The 14,478-nt window shown below is 58.3% G+C and carries 10 protein-coding genes; 8 read left to right on the forward strand and 2 right to left on the reverse strand.

Going from position 1 to position 14,478, the window contains the following annotated elements; all coding sequences use genetic code 11:
* Positions 1-495 precede the first annotated feature (495 nt).
* From dnaA to HMPREF3135_RS08855, 7 genes are all read left to right on the forward strand, one after another.
* A complete protein-coding gene (dnaA, locus tag HMPREF3135_RS08825) occupies positions 496-2,244 on the forward strand; it encodes a chromosomal replication initiator protein DnaA (protein ID WP_070439197.1) in 1,749 nt (582 codons plus the stop codon).
* Between the two features lie 502 nt (positions 2,245-2,746).
* A complete protein-coding gene (gene dnaN, locus HMPREF3135_RS08830) occupies positions 2,747-3,937 on the forward strand; it encodes a DNA polymerase III subunit beta (RefSeq protein WP_048731377.1) in 1,191 nt (396 codons plus the stop codon).
* A gap of 9 nt (positions 3,938-3,946) precedes the next feature.
* The gene (recF, locus tag HMPREF3135_RS08835; RefSeq protein WP_049170115.1) at positions 3,947-5,146 is read left to right on the forward strand and encodes a DNA replication/repair protein RecF; all 1,200 of its coding nucleotides are present in this window, start codon (positions 3,947-3,949) and stop codon (positions 5,144-5,146) included.
* 5 nt (positions 5,147-5,151) lie between these two features.
* The gene (locus HMPREF3135_RS08840; protein WP_070439200.1) at positions 5,152-5,814 is read left to right on the forward strand and encodes a DciA family protein; all 663 of its coding nucleotides are present in this window, start codon (positions 5,152-5,154) and stop codon (positions 5,812-5,814) included.
* A 289-nt stretch (positions 5,815-6,103) separates the two neighbouring features.
* A complete protein-coding gene (gyrB, locus tag HMPREF3135_RS08845; RefSeq protein ID WP_016421743.1) occupies positions 6,104-8,143 on the forward strand; it encodes a DNA topoisomerase (ATP-hydrolyzing) subunit B in 2,040 nt (679 codons plus the stop codon).
* A 74-nt stretch (positions 8,144-8,217) separates the two neighbouring features.
* Complete coding sequence (locus HMPREF3135_RS08850; RefSeq protein ID WP_368664798.1) at positions 8,218-9,114, forward strand: alpha/beta fold hydrolase; 897 nt, start codon at positions 8,218-8,220, stop codon at positions 9,112-9,114.
* A 47-nt stretch (positions 9,115-9,161) separates the two neighbouring features.
* Entirely contained in the window at positions 9,162-11,114 is a 1,953-nt protein-coding gene (locus tag HMPREF3135_RS08855; RefSeq protein WP_070439206.1) for an alkaline phosphatase family protein, read from the forward strand.
* Positions 11,115-11,127: 13 nt separating this feature from the next.
* Here the strand turns inward: HMPREF3135_RS08855 and HMPREF3135_RS08860 are convergent, their stop codons facing one another.
* Both HMPREF3135_RS08860 and HMPREF3135_RS08865 read right to left on the reverse strand, forming a co-directional pair.
* Positions 11,128-11,466, reverse strand: coding sequence for a hypothetical protein (locus HMPREF3135_RS08860; RefSeq protein ID WP_049181939.1), 339 nt, complete (start codon positions 11,464-11,466; stop codon positions 11,128-11,130).
* The gene (locus HMPREF3135_RS08865; protein WP_070439209.1) at positions 11,463-11,690 is read right to left on the reverse strand and encodes a CopG family transcriptional regulator; all 228 of its coding nucleotides are present in this window, start codon (positions 11,688-11,690) and stop codon (positions 11,463-11,465) included. The genes HMPREF3135_RS08860 and HMPREF3135_RS08865 overlap by 4 nt, the downstream gene beginning before the upstream one ends.
* A gap of 183 nt (positions 11,691-11,873) precedes the next feature.
* On the opposite strand from HMPREF3135_RS08865, the gene gyrA reads away from it, so the two are divergent.
* Positions 11,874-14,477: a DNA gyrase subunit A gene (gene gyrA, locus HMPREF3135_RS08870; RefSeq protein WP_070439212.1), complete on the forward strand. Its 2,604-nt coding sequence runs from the start codon at positions 11,874-11,876 to the stop codon at positions 14,475-14,477.
* Position 14,478: the final 1 nt, after the last annotated feature.

Below are 14,478 nucleotides of genomic sequence, written 5' to 3' on the forward strand. Positions count from 1 at the left end.
AAACACCCAGATAGGTTACGTCGAATCGAGCGAGAAATTCAAATCAACACGCCGGATTTACCTGGAGAATCATTTTCCAAGTTTTCCGACGGTACCGATGTTGACCTGTGGAAATACTGACCTATGCACTGCAATCCACAGGGTGTTTATCCCATTAGCTGTGGATAACTTCCACACCATGAATCACAGCGAGCAGGGGAAATAACGTGTTTACCTAGGTAAACGCAGACTAGGGGGCTATTTTTCATTGTGGGCAAACTGTGGATAAACTGTTAGTCAATTAGCGACAAGGTTTATCCACAGGTGTGGACAAACATGTGGAAGTCCTGCTCGGGGCGTATAGCACCTTGTGTAGAAACACCCCACAGGGCGAATTACAAGAAATAGCCCCCAAATGGGCAGATATGGCGCTCTCGCCATGCCAAAAACACTCCACAAAAACAGGTCGCCTCGATAAATTTGATGAACGTAAACATGTAAAAGGACATTCACACAGTGAGCGAACAACCAGAATTGCCAGGTGGACTCTGGGAGCAGGTCGTTTCTATCCTGACTTCACCAGAAGGTGCGCCGGAGTTGGGCATTGCACCACTACGCCCGCCACACAAGGCACTGCTGCGGTCAGTGACGCACACTGGTGACTTTCCAGGTTTTTTCCTGCTCAGCACTCAATCGCCAGTGGTGCAGGCACTGGTAAAAGAAGAGCTCAAGGGCATTATCGAGGCCGTCTTAGCCTCGCTGACCGGCGAGGAGTTGGAAACAGTCATCACCGTTGCCGATCCTGCTGACGACGCTGAAGATAGCCAGGCAGCAGAGACCACTCAACCATCTGCACAGCACTCGGGGCAGATGCCATCTGCAGCTTCGCGTTCGCAGCAAGCTCAGCGTCAACAGCCAAACCAGCAGCACCAGCAGCAGTCTGGCCGTAACTACCCGTTCCCCAGTGCAGATACGAACGACTTCAATCTCCACGAGCAGCACCAGGGATCGACGCAGACGCCACAGGTGTCGCAGACGCACCAGCCGAATGTCCATAATCAGCAGAGTGCCCAGTCACAACGCCGATCGATGGACGCCGTAGATTCGATGGCCCAGGGGCTTTCGCACTCATCTGCCGAGAATCCGATGACTATTGCTGATCAGCGCCAGGTCACAAGTCCTTTCCGTTCCGAGAGCCACGGCACTCCAACCGAGATGAGCATGCCTTTCGAGGAGCCCACCCTCAACCCGAACTACACCTTCGAGACCTTCGTTATTGGTCCGCAGAACAAATTCGCCGCCGCAGCCGCCGTCGCTGTTGCAGAGTCTCCGGGGCGCACCTACAACCCGCTGTTTATCTCCGGCGGTTCGGGTCTTGGCAAGACGCACCTGCTCCACGGCATTGGTCACTACGCCAAGCATTTGTACCCTAACCTGCGGGTTCGTTACGTTTCCTCGGAAGAGTTCACCAACGACTTCATTAATTCCGTGCGTGACGACGCCCAGGAATCCTTCAAGCGTCGCTACCGCGATTTGGACATGCTCATCATCGATGACATCCAGTTCTTGGAGGGCAAGGAAGGTACACAGGAAGAGTTCTTCCATACGTTCAATGCCCTGCACCAGTCCAACCACCAGATTGTGCTGTCGTCGGACCGCCCACCACGCGAACTTAAGACCCTGGAGGATCGCCTTCGTACCCGCTTCCAGTGGGGGCTCAATCCGGATCTGCAATACCCGGACTTGGAGACACGAATCGCAATTCTGTCGAAGAAGGCACAGCTGTCTGATCTGGTCGTTCCGCATGATGTACTCCAGTACATCGCGGAGAACACCTCGTCTTCTATTCGTGAGCTCGAGGGGCGTCTCCTGCAGATTAGTGCTCACGCATCCATGATTCATGAGCCTGTGACCTTGAAGTTTGCGCAGGAGATCCTCGGTGCCGACGAAATCGAGGTGCAGATTACCCCGGAGATCATCATCTCCACCACGGCTGAGTACTTCGACCTAACGGTTGCGGATTTGGTGGGCCCGGGTAAGACTCGCCCGGTCGCTCATGCACGCCAGATTGCTATGTACCTGACGAGGTCCTTCACCGAGCTTTCGTTGCCGTCGATTGGCCGAGAGTTCGGAAATCGTGACCATTCGACGGTTTTGCACGCTGAACGCAAGATTGTTAAGGAAATTCAGGAGAAAAAGCCCTCAAAGGACCAGGTCAACGACCTGACTACACGCATTCGTGACCGAGCTCGCGGCACGGCTTAAAATCCTTGGGTTCGGCGTGCGGAATTCTTGTTATTAACTGCGGTTTTTCCGTGCACAGAGCTGTGGACAACTCCTAAATTTTGTGGATGAAAGATGAAGCCCGAACACTATCCACAGACACCCCAAGTTATCCACAGTTAGACGCACTGGTTATCCACAGCGCGAAATCAGTGAAGACCAGCGGGAATCATGTAATTTCACAATGTGCACACCCCCTATTACTACTCCCGACCTTAAAAATCTCTAGAAACTTCTAGATAAAAGGGGGCCTGCGCACAACCTCTGGCAAGCAACCTCTCGCGCACAACTTCATAAATGCCAAGAACGAGTAAGAACTAGGATTAAGCACTAGACGGACTACAAGAATCCCAGTGAGGTCTTTGGCAGTCTGCAGTAGAGTTGTACGATGGAATCTTTGTAACTCCAGTCATGTGCGCTGACATAGCGCGCTGACAACACAAAAGACGGCTAATAACAGACATCCAATACCGGTGGAGGAACGATGGAGCAGACCGAAGTCCGTATTCGCGCGGCTAAGGACGATCTCGCGGGTGCGGTGAGCTGGGTTGCTCGTAACCTGCCTGCACGCCCGACTCAGCCGATTCTGCGTGGCATGATTTTTCTCGCGGATGACAATGGTCTGCAGCTCGCTGGCTATGACTACGAGGTCTCGACTCAGATTCGTATTAGCGCAGAGGTCGATGAGCCCGGTCGCTTCGCCGTCAATGGCAAGTTGGTTTCTGACATTGTCTCCAAGCTGCCGAATAAGCAGGTAGAGATGCACTTTGATGGCACTAAGGTCATCGTTCGCTGTGGTTCTTCCCGCTTCGAACTGCCAAGTCTGACCTTGGAGGATTACCCGCAGCTACCAGAAGCTCCGGCTGCTACCGGCACTGTCGATGCCGCTCTGTTGGCTGAGGCTATTGGTCAGGTCGCTATCGCTGCCGGCAAGGATGAGTCGCTGCCGATGCTGACCGGCATCCGGATGGAAACCGAAGGTAACGAGGTCACTCTCGCTGCCACCGACCGTTTCCGCCTGGCGGTTCGCAGTTTCGAGTGGGAGCAGATCCCGGAGGGGGAGACCAAGCTGCTCATCCCGGCAAAGACCTTCGCGGAGACTGCCCGCACTCTCGATACCACTTCCAGCGAGCCAGTGACCTTGGCATTCGGCGACGGATCTGATGATCGTGAGGTCGGCTCCGAAGGTCTGCTGGCTATCCTCGCCGATCCTCGTCGCACTACCACGCGACTGCTGGACGCCGAGTTCCCGAAGTTCCGTCCGCTGCTGCCGAAGCAGCATTCCTCCATGGCTGTTGCCCGTGTCGACCAGCTGCAGGATGCCATCCGTCGTGTGTCTCTGATGGCGGATCACGGTGCGCAGATTCGCATGGACTTCTCCGACGGCCAGGTTGTCCTTTCCGCTCATGGCGACGAGGTCGGTCACGCAGAAGAGACTGTGGCCTGCAACTTCTATGGGGAACCACTTCTGATCGCCTTCAACCCGCAGTACCTGCTCGAGGGGCTCAGCGCTGTTCGCTCCCACCGCGTTCTGCTGGGCTTTACGCAGCCGTCGCGTCCCGCGATTCTCATTCCAGAGCCGGAAGCTATCCCGGAGCTCGGTGAGGACGGCTTCTACCCAACGCCGGAGACCGACTTCACTTACCTGCTGATGCCTGTGCGCCTGCCGGGCTAGTTTGCGGCTATGCACATTCGGTATTTGTCCTTGCGGGACTTCCGCTCCTGGCCGGAGTTGGAAGTCGAGTTCACGCCTGGAATTACCGTATTTACCGGGCAAAATGGCTACGGCAAGACCAATATTGTTGAGGCCGTTGGATATCTCTCCACGCTCGGCTCGCATCGAGTGTCTACGGATGCTCCGCTGGTTCGTTCGGGGACCCCGTCGGCACGCATTTCGGCGACGGCGGTCAATGATGGCCGCGAGCTGACGGCGCATCTGCTCATCAATCCGCATCGCGCGAATCAAGCGCAGATTAATCGCACGCGGCTGAAGTCTCCGCGGGAGCTGCTGGGAATCGTTAAGTCGGTCTTTTTCTCGCCCGAGGATCTCACGCTGGTCAAGGGCGAGCCCGCTTCCCGTCGCCGATACATCGATGATTTGCTCGCTTTACGACGGCCACTGTCCGCCGGTATCCGCATTCAATATGACAAGATTTTGCGTCAGAAGAATGCGCTGCTGAAGTCGGCGGGCTCGACGCTGCGCCGTGGCTATTCTTCCTCGGAGGGGCAGGCCGCACTGAGCACGCTGGATACCTGGGATGCGCAATTGGCGCAGGTGGGAGCGGCGTTAATGGCTGCGCGCATGGATTTGATCGCCGAGCTTTCCGAGCATGTCAGCGAGGCCTATGCCACGCTTGCCCCGCACTCGCGCCCAGCCACGATTGCCTATGCGCCGAAGGTCGACAGCCTGGATGGCGGGCCATTGCCCAGCGAACCGGAGCTGCTCGAGGCACTGCTGCTGACGAAGATGGCGGAGCGCCGCACCGCGGAGATTGAGCGCGGTTCCTGTCTCGTTGGTCCGCATCGCGATGATCTCGACCTCATTCTCGGCAATGACCCCGCCAAGGGCTTCGCTAGCCACGGCGAGACCTGGTCTTTTGCACTCGCGCTGCGTCTCGGCGCGTACTTTTTGCTCCGTGCCGATGGGCCCGACCCGATCTTGGTGCTTGACGACGTGTTTGCGGAGCTCGACCGGCATCGTCGGGAAGCTCTCATGGAGATCGCGCAGCAGGCTGAGCAGGTGTTGATCACCTCGGCGGTGGGGGAGGAGTTGCCTCAGGCACTGGTCGAGGATTCTTCTGTCACTCATCACACGGTGACGGTGGCGCAGACTGAGCAGGGGCGAATCTCACTGCTGGATGAAAACCCAGTCGCGGAAGAGTGACGGGTATGGTCGAGAACATGGAGCCGGATAACTCACCGGAAGAAGAAAAGGACCTGATCAGCGACGCTTTCTTCCGCATGCGCGATGCCGCTAAGGAGGGCGGTCACAGGTTACCGAATCTCCAGCGGCCACCGAAGAAGAAGGGCTCGTGGTCTGGCCTCGATAGCCGTGTGCCTGTGAAGGCCGCGGAGGGGATTGTTGCGGACGTCGATAAGCAGCGGGCAGCGCAAGCAGTGGTGCGAGATCGTGCCGGTACGGTGATTTCACCGAGCCTATTGAAGGAGGCGGGGATTCGGCTGTACCGGAAATATGACCGTCGACCTGCGCCGATTGGTGCGGTGCTGAATAAGGCAGTAGTCGATCGCGGCTGGCAGATCCACATTGCCCACGGTGTGATCATGACGGAGTGGGATTCGATGGTCGGCAAGGTTGTCGCGGAACACTCCCAGGTCAAGGAGTTCAAGGACGGCACTTTGGTGGTCGAGTGCCAATCGACAGCATGGGCAACACAGCTGCGGTTAGCGCAGCGACAGGTTTTGAAGTCGATTGCGGAACGCGTCGGCGATGGGGTGGTTGAGGAAATTAAGGTGCTGGGGCCGAAAGCGCCGAATTGGCGCAAGGGCAAATTGCACATCGAGGGCCGAGGACCGCGTGATACTTATGGGTAAAGGTCGGTAAACGGTCTACGATTAGCCGTCGGTATGCGTAAAACTGCGAAATTTGGTCCTTTGAGCGCATCGGCTATATCCACAGTAGGGGACTACGTTGGGGTAAGATGGGCAGGAGAATACCGGCAGGCGGTTCTTGAGACGTTATCGACTTCCAAACTAGCCAGACCTATCTAGTAGTCCTATGTAGTTCTGGCTGGCGCTGATAGCGCTTGACCGCCGGCCTATTTTTCGCGCGCTGACGAATGTTGTGCGGGGAGAGAACCAAGAATAGGAGACGCGCCGAACCGTGGCTGCTACCGAACATCAATATGACGCCTCATCGATTACCATCCTCGAGGGCCTCGAGGCCGTGCGTAAGCGGCCGGGTATGTACATTGGCTCAACTGGTGAGCGTGGCTTGCACCACCTGGTGTGGGAGGTTGTAGACAACTCCGTCGACGAGGCGATGGCGGGTTACGCCACCGATGTTGAGGTCACTCTGCTGGAAGACGGCGGCGTTCAGGTCCGCGATAACGGCCGTGGTATTCCTGTCGAAATGCACCCGTCGGGTATGCCGACGGTGCAGGTGGTTATGACTCAGCTGCACGCCGGCGGCAAGTTTGACTCCGAGTCCTACGCTGTTTCCGGTGGTCTGCACGGTGTGGGTATTTCGGTGGTTAACGCGCTGTCGACCCGCATGGAAACCGAGGTCATCCGCGATGGCTACACCTGGTACCAGAACTTCGACCAGGCTGTTCCGGAAGAAATTATCCGAGGTAAGAAGACTCGCGGTTCGGGTACCACGCAGCGTTTCTGGCCGGACCCGGAGATTTTTGAGACCACCGATTTCAAGTTCGACACCATCTCTCGCCGCTTGCGCGAGATGGCGTTTTTGAACAAGGGCCTGACCATCACGTTGGTGGACAAGCGTGTCTCCGAGGAGGAGCTCGAGGCTGAGGCTCTGGCGGAGCAGGCGGAGACCGAATCCGCTGAAATCGCCAAGGATGCGGTTGAGGAGCAGAAGGAGAAGGCAGAGAAGACCACCAAGCCGAAGGAGCGCCGCAAGGTCTTCCACTACCCGAATGGTCTGCGGGACTATGTCGAGACTCTGAACAAGTCGAAGAACATCATCCACCCGACCATCATTTCCTTCGATGCTGCAGGTGACGGCCACGAGGTCGAGATTGCAATGCAGTGGAACTCGGGTTACTCCGAGTCGGTGCACACCTTCGCCAACACCATTAACACCATTGAGGGTGGCACGCACGAAGAGGGCTTCCGTTCTGCGTTGACATCGCTGATGAACCGCTATGCGCGTGAGCACCGCCTGTTGAAGGAGAAGGAAAACAACCTCTCCGGCGAGGACTGCCGTGAAGGTCTTGCTGCCGTGATTTCGGTGAAGGTCGCCGATCCGCAGTTCGAGGGCCAGACGAAGACGAAGCTGGGTAACACCGAGGTGCGTTCCTTCGTCCAGCGCATGACTAATGAGCACATCGGTCACTGGCTGGAGGCCAATCCGGCTGAGGCCAAGGCCATTGTTAACAAGGCCATTGCTTCGGCACATGCCCGTCAGGCGGCTCGTAAGGCCCGTGACCTGGTGCGTCGTAAGTCCGCGACCGATCTTGGCGGTCTTCCGGGTAAGTTGGCGGACTGCCGCTCGAAGGACCCGAAGCAGTCCGAGCTGTTCATCGTGGAGGGTGACTCCGCAGGTGGTTCTGCAAAGGCAGGCCGAAACTCGCTGTTCCAGGCCATTTTGCCGCTGCGCGGTAAGATCTTGAACGTCGAGAAGGCGCGCCTGGATAAGACGCTGAAGAATAACGAGGTCCAGGCCATTATTACGGCGCTGGGCACCGGTATTCACGACGAATTCGACATCGAGAAGCTGCGCTACCACAAGATTGTGCTGATGGCCGACGCCGACGTCGATGGTCAGCACATTGCCACGCTGCTACTGACGCTGCTGTTCCGTCTGATGCGTCCGCTGATTGATGAAGGGCACGTCTACCTCGCCCAGCCGCCGCTGTACAAGCTCAAGTGGGCCAAGGGTGAGCCGGGCTACGCCTACTCCGATGCTGAGCGCGACCAGCTGCTGGAAGAGGGGCTGGCTGCCAACCGCAAGATCAACAAGGACGATGGTGTTCAGCGTTACAAGGGTCTCGGTGAGATGAACGCCGCTGAGCTGTGGGATACCACCATGGATCCGGATCACCGCGTGCTGCGTAAGGTCGCCCTCGAGGACGCGCAGAAGGCGGACGAACTGTTCACCATTCTGATGGGCGATGACGTCGCTTCACGACGTTCGTTCATTACCCGTAATGCGAAGGACGTTCGCTTCCTCGACGTCTAAGCCGATACCAAGTCTGGTTATCGGCTTGTCGGTTCCCCTGACAAAACCTCCGTTCAGCCATTAATGTTTATGAAATGGAAGATACTCGGGGAAGCATGGTCAACGGGGAACCGCCAGTCGAGCCACGTATTGTGCAGGAGACATTGCCAGATGGCTCCGTGACCCCGATGGCGCTTCGGTTTCCCGAAGGTTCGCCTCGGGGCATTGTCGTTATTTGGCCGGGCTTTGGCATGGGTGCTCGCTACTACCGGCCGATTGCCCAAGAGTTACAGCGTCGAGGTTTTTGCGTCCTGACCTCGGAGTTACGCGGCCAGGGTAACCAGACTGCGGTGGCCACCCGCCGTCACAATTGGGGCTACCAGGATTTAGCGTCGGTGGATTATCCCTTGGCGGTGGCTCGTGCTCGGAAGGAATTCGACCATCTGGCAGCAGGGGAGAAGCTTCCCGTTTATTTGCTGTGTCATTCCATGGGCGGCCAGATTGCTTCTCTGTATTTGGCCCGACCGGAAGCGGATGTGGCCGGCGTGGTGATGGTCGGATCCGGCACCCCGCACTATAGGTGTTTTACTGGCAACGAGTACAAGCGGCTTCGTTACGGTGCACCATTTATGCAGGTGGTATCCCAGATTTTGGGTTATTGGCCGGCAGGCAGGTTCGATGTGGCCGGTTACGGTCGGCAGGCTCGCAATCATGTGGTGGAGTGGGCGCGCTTCTCGCGCACGGGCTTGCTGCGACCACGGGGTGCAGACATCGACTATGCCGCTGAGATGCCGAAAGTAACTACCCCAGCGTTATTGCTGAACTGTGGCGGTGACCGTGATTGCCCAGCGGAATCTGCGCAAGCGCTAGCTCGGATGTTGCCTAAGTCTGCGAAGTACGAGTTCATTGAGCAGCGCCTTGGCCATAATCAGTGGGCGCGTGAGCCACAGGCTGTGGTTGACCGTTTCGAGCGATTTATCGAGGAGAATTAAGCGGCAGTTCGCCGGCTGGTAATCTGCGCTTCTTAACGTAGATGCCTATGGCAACTTCACCTAAAAATATATCTGAGTTTTCCCGTCGACATTTCCTGCAGACTGCCGCAGGAGTCGGTGCCGTCACCGCTGCGAGCACGCTGCTGCCGCCATCATTGCGCCATGCACTCGCGCAGCCCCGACCGGCTGGCTCCCTCGACCAGGTTGAGCACGTTGTCGTGTTGATGCAGGAAAACCGCTCTTTTGATCACTACTTCGGCACTCTCCGAGGTGTGCGGGGGTACAACGACAATTCCGCTTTGCCGGGTGTTTTTAACCAGAGTGGGATTAGCCCGTACCTAATTCGAAACGCTGCGAATCGCGGTGATCTTTCGGTGGAGTACATTGCAAGTCTTCCGCACGGTTGGGAGGACGGGCAGATTGCACTAAACGGTGGACGCTGCAACGGCTGGATTGAGGCTAAGGGCAAAGGCACGATGGCCTGCTATGACCGTCAGGACATCGCGTTCCAATTCGCACTCGCAGAGACATTCACTATCTGTGATGGCTACTTTTCTTCAATGCCTACGTCGACAAGCCCGAACCGTAACTACCTCTTCTCGGGTGATACCCGAAAGGAACCGTGGGGGACTGGAGCGGTTGGCAATGCGGCGTACGAGTCGACGCACCCGGGGTACAGGTGGCGCACGTATGCCGAGGATCTCTCGGCGGCTGGGGTGCCATGGCGCGTCTACCAGGAGTGGGATAACTACACGGACAACAACCTGGATTTCTTCGCCGCGTTTCGAAATATTGGCCGCAAGGTCATCCGCGAGGCCGGACTGCCAGGGCTCGATCTGACTGGCTTTTATGAGTTGCTTGGGGCGATGGGTGATGGCACGCCGCCAACTGCAGAGCAGCAGCAGATGGTCGACCGCCTGAATGCCGCTGTGGAGAAGCTGCCTGAGGCGGAACGGGATCTCTATGATCGCGCGCTGCACCGCCGCCAGCCGGGCACGCTAACCGACGCTTTCCGACGGGATGTTGAATCTGGGGAGCTGCCAAAGGTGTCCTGGATTGTGCCTTCGGCCGCGGAAAGCGAGCACCCGGGAGCGTCCTCGCCGATTCAGTCGGCGAATATCACTTACCGCCTGTTGGATGCGTTGGCCTCCAACCCGGAGGTGTGGGCCAAGACCGTCTTCCTGATTAACTTTGACGAGTTTGATGGTTACTTCGACCATGTGGTGCCGCCGCTGCCGCCGAAGAATGAGCCGGGGGAGTGGTACCTGGGCAAGCCGAAGGGGCTCGGGTTCCGTGTCCCGATGACTGTCATTTCACCGTGGTCGGTGGGTGGTTTGGTGTCCTCAGAGGTCTTCGATCACACTTCGGTGATCCGTTTCCTGGAGCAAGTCACCGGCGTGAGCTGCGGAAATATCACTGATTGGCGTCGTCGGGTATGTGGTGATTTGGTATCCACACTCGACTTCTCGGCATCTGCGGGAATGCAGCTTCCAGAGCAGCCGGGGCCAGCACCGGAGTTTGTGAAGCGCTGGGAGGCGGAGCCGGCCGGTGACTATCCAGTGCAGGAGTCCGAGCAGGCGACCGCGCTGCCAACACCGTACCGGCTTCACGCCTACCTTAAAGACGGCAACCTTGTGCTGGTCAACGACGGTTCCCGTGAGGCTGTTTTCGCTGTTTACAGTGGTAACAAGGTAGAGCACCACACCGTGCTCGGCACATTAGAGCTGCGAATTGGACTTCTAGACCGCGAACTTACCGTGTGCGGCCCGGACCGCTTCCTGCGTGTGTTCAGCAAGACGGCGAAGGAGTTGCCGGAGGTCACTTTGGAGCACGTGTCGGGACGTGTTCTCGTCGGCGGGCAGGACCGAACGGCTGATTATGTCCGTGATGGCTGGTACGAGGTCGAGCTGACTGAAGGTGAGGCCACGGCGTATTACACGGGTCGACTGGAGTCCGGTAATCGCATTCCGACGAGCCCGTTCACCCGGAAAATCGACTAGGCCGCGTCTTTGGCTAAATGCCGCTTTTGACCAGTTTCCATGTCTCTGTGAATGACACTTCTTCGCCATTAGTGGTGAGGAGTATGTGCGCAAGTAGTGCGCCCAGCGCGGTGTTTCCGAAACTCAGTGGTTTCACGTGAAACGTTGCGTAAGCGACCGCTTGTGCAGCCGCAGAAACCGTGGGAAAGCTGCGGTGACCAGCAATGACACCTGAGCTGGCGGCAGCAATGGCGCTGATTGCCCATGGTCGCACAAGTGTAGCGTCAGCCAATTCCGGCACTTTGGCCACCAGTTCGTCGGTAGCCGCCAGGATTGCGGCCTCGCTGAGAGGCTGAACTTGGGGCGCACTCATTCCTCTGCTCCCCGGGGGCTCGGGGAGCTCAACTTTCGCAGCAGCGCCATGTCGGTATCAGTCACACTTGCGGTGATTTCCCTGGCCTGGCCTTGTTGAAGGGCTCTCGCGGCGGCGGATTCAATGGCGCGAATGACGGCCTCGTGTTTGGATACGCCCCCCATTTGCGCCAGCAGCGCCAGGGCGGTGTCCTGTTCTTTCGTGAGCCTTAAGGTCATCGCCATCGTGCACTTGCTCCTTGCTACCTAGCCGCGCTTCTTAACTGCGCTGGTTTGTTTCCGCTATCAGGCCTAAAACCCCAGATTTGATACCACAATGGTATCGAAAAGTTGCACACGGCGTCGTAAAGCGGGCTCTAAGGCCCTGTAGAATGGATGCGAACCTCTTTTAAGTAAAGGAAGCAGTCATTGAGCGACGATAATAACAACGACGGCTCATCTTTCGGAAGTGGAGTATTGGGCCACCAGGTTCGCCCGATCGACATCAATGAAGAGATGCAGTCGAGCTATATCGACTACGCCATGAGCGTGATTGTTGGCCGTGCGCTGCCGGAGATCCGTGATGGTCTCAAGCCGGTGCACCGCCGCATTCTCTACGCCATGTTCGACAACGGCTACCGCCCGGAGCGCGGCTATGTGAAGTCCGCAAAGCCGGTTTCGGACACGATGGGTAACTACCACCCGCACGGCGACAGCGCTATTTACGACACCATGGTGCGCATGGCGCAGCCGTGGTCCATGCGCTATCCGCTTGTCGACGGTCAGGGTAACTTCGGCTCCCGCGGTGACGACGGCCCCGCAGCTATGCGTTACACCGAGGCCCGTCTGACGCCGTTGGCCATGGAAATGGTGCGCGACATTCGCGAAAACACCGTCGATTTCCAGCCGAACTACGACGGTCGTACGACAGAGCCGGTTATTCTGCCGTCGCGTGTCCCGCAGCTGTTGATGAACGGCTCCGGCGGTATTGCCGTCGGTATGGCCACCAACATCCCACCGCACAACCTCCGTGAGGTCGCGGATGCCATTAACTGGTGCCTGGACAACCCGGAAGCGGATGAAAAGACCACGCTGGATGCGGTCATGGAGCGCATCAAGGGTCCGGATTTCCCAACTGCCGCCCAGATTGTCGGCGACAAGGGCATCAAGGAGGCCTACACCACCGGTCGCGGTTCGATCCGCATGCGCGGTGTGACCTCGATTGAGCAGGAGGGCACTCGTCAGTCGATTGTCATCACTGAGCTGCCGTACCAGGTCAACCCGGACCGCATGATTGCCAACATCGCAGATCAGGTCAAGGACGGGCGTCTGCAGGGCATTGCCTCCATTGATGACGAATCTGATCTGAAGTGGGGCATGCGCATCGTCGTCAAGCTCAAGCGCGACGCCGTGCCGCGTGTGGTGCTGAACAACCTGTACAAGCACTCCCAGCTGCAGACCAGCTTCGGTGCGAACATGCTCGCCATCGTCGACGGTGTGCCACGCACGCTGCGTATTGACCAGATGGTGACGCTGTACGTCGCCCACCAGATTGAGGTCATTGTTCGACGGACCCAGTTCCGCCTGGACGAGAAGGAAAAGCGCGCCCATATCCTGCGCGGCCTGGTCAAGGCTCTGGATATGTTGGACGAGGTCATCGCCCTGATTCGCCGGTCCGCCACGGTTGATACCGCGCGCACGGGCCTGATGGGTCTGCTCGAAATCGACGAGATTCAGGCTGACGCCATTTTGGCGATGCAGCTGCGTCGCCTGGCTGCTCTGGAGCGCCAGAAGATCATTGACGAGTTGGCTGAGATCGAGCTCGAGATCGCCGACCTGAAGGACATCCTGGCCAAGCCGGAGCGTCAGCGCGCCATCGTCAAGGAAGAGCTGGGCGAGGTCGTGGAGAAGTACGGCGATGACCGTCGTACCCAGATTGTGGCCGCTGAGGGCGACGTCACCGAAGAGGACCTCATCGCCCGCGAAAACGTGGTTGTGACCATTACTTCCACGGGCTACGCCAAGCGCACCAAGGTCGATGCCTACAAGGCCCAGCGCCGTGGTGGCAAGGGCGTGCGCGGTGCGGACCTGAAGCAGGACGACATTGTCCGCCACTTCTTCGTCTGCTCCACGCACGACTGGATTTTGTTCTTCACCAACAAGGGTCGCGTCTACCGACTCAAGGCCTACGAACTGCCGGAGGCCACTCGCGCTGCCCGCGGCCAGCATGTCGCCAATCTGCTGGAGTTCCAGCCGGAGGAGCGTATCGCCGAGGTGCTGCAGATTCAGAGCTACCAGGACAGCCCGTACCTGGTGCTGGCCACCAGCGAGGGCAAGGTCAAGAAGTCTCGCCTGGAGGACTACGAGTCCGCTCGTTCCGCTGGCCTAATTGCCATCAACCTGCGCGAAGGCGACTCCCTCATCGGTGCTCGTCTGTGCTCTTCGGACGATGACCTGCTGCTCGTCTCCGAGCGCGGCCAGGCTATCCGCTTCACCGCCTCCGACGACGCGCTGCGCCCGATGGGCCGCGCCACTGCCGGTGTCCAGGGCATGCGCTTCAAGGGCGACGACAAGCTGCTCAGCATGGTCGTGGTCGAGGAAGAGCACAACCTGCTGGTCGCAACGACCGGCGGCTTCGGCAAGAAGACCAAGCTCAGCGAGTACACCCCGCAGAACCGCGGCGGTATGGGCGTGCTGACGCTCAAGTACGACCCGAAGCGTGGTCCGCTGATGGGCGCCCTGGTGGTGGACAACGACGACGAAATCTTCGCTGTCACCTCCGCCGGCGACATCATCCGCACCAACGTCAACGAGATTCGCGCCACCTCGCGTGCCACTAAGGGCGTGCGCCTGGTCAACCTCGCTGACGGCGTGGAACTGCTGGCTATCGACCGCAACGTCGAGGATGAGGGCGAAGAGACCGCTTCTAAGGTCTCTGAGGCCGGAACCTTGGACGTAGTCCCGAAGCGCACCGGCGCCACCAAGAGCACCGGCGCTGCCGAGTCCGGTGACTCGGAGGCGGAGAAGGAGTAAG

It is taken from the genome of Corynebacterium sp. HMSC14H10 (genome assembly GCF_001807105.1).
Taxonomy (GTDB): Bacteria; Actinomycetota; Actinomycetes; order Mycobacteriales; family Mycobacteriaceae; genus Corynebacterium; species Corynebacterium jeikeium_D.

What these genes read in the sequence shown, in the direction of transcription:
- HMPREF3135_RS08860 (WP_049181939.1), bottom strand. Translation starts at nt 11,466, where the DNA reads ATGAGTGCGCCCCAAGTTCAGCCTCTCAGCGAGGCCGCAATCCTGGCG.
- recF (WP_049170115.1), top strand. Translation starts at nt 3,947, where the DNA reads ATGCACATTCGGTATTTGTCCTTGCGGGACTTCCGCTCCTGGCCGGAG.
- HMPREF3135_RS08855 (WP_070439206.1), top strand. Translation starts at nt 9,162, where the DNA reads ATGGCAACTTCACCTAAAAATATATCTGAGTTTTCCCGTCGACATTTC.
- dnaN (WP_048731377.1), top strand. Translation starts at nt 2,747, where the DNA reads ATGGAGCAGACCGAAGTCCGTATTCGCGCGGCTAAGGACGATCTCGCG.
- HMPREF3135_RS08840 (WP_070439200.1), top strand. Translation starts at nt 5,152, where the DNA reads ATGGTCGAGAACATGGAGCCGGATAACTCACCGGAAGAAGAAAAGGAC.
- HMPREF3135_RS08865 (WP_070439209.1), bottom strand. Translation starts at nt 11,690, where the DNA reads ATGGCGATGACCTTAAGGCTCACGAAAGAACAGGACACCGCCCTGGCG.
- HMPREF3135_RS08850 (WP_368664798.1), top strand. Translation starts at nt 8,218, where the DNA reads ATGGAAGATACTCGGGGAAGCATGGTCAACGGGGAACCGCCAGTCGAG.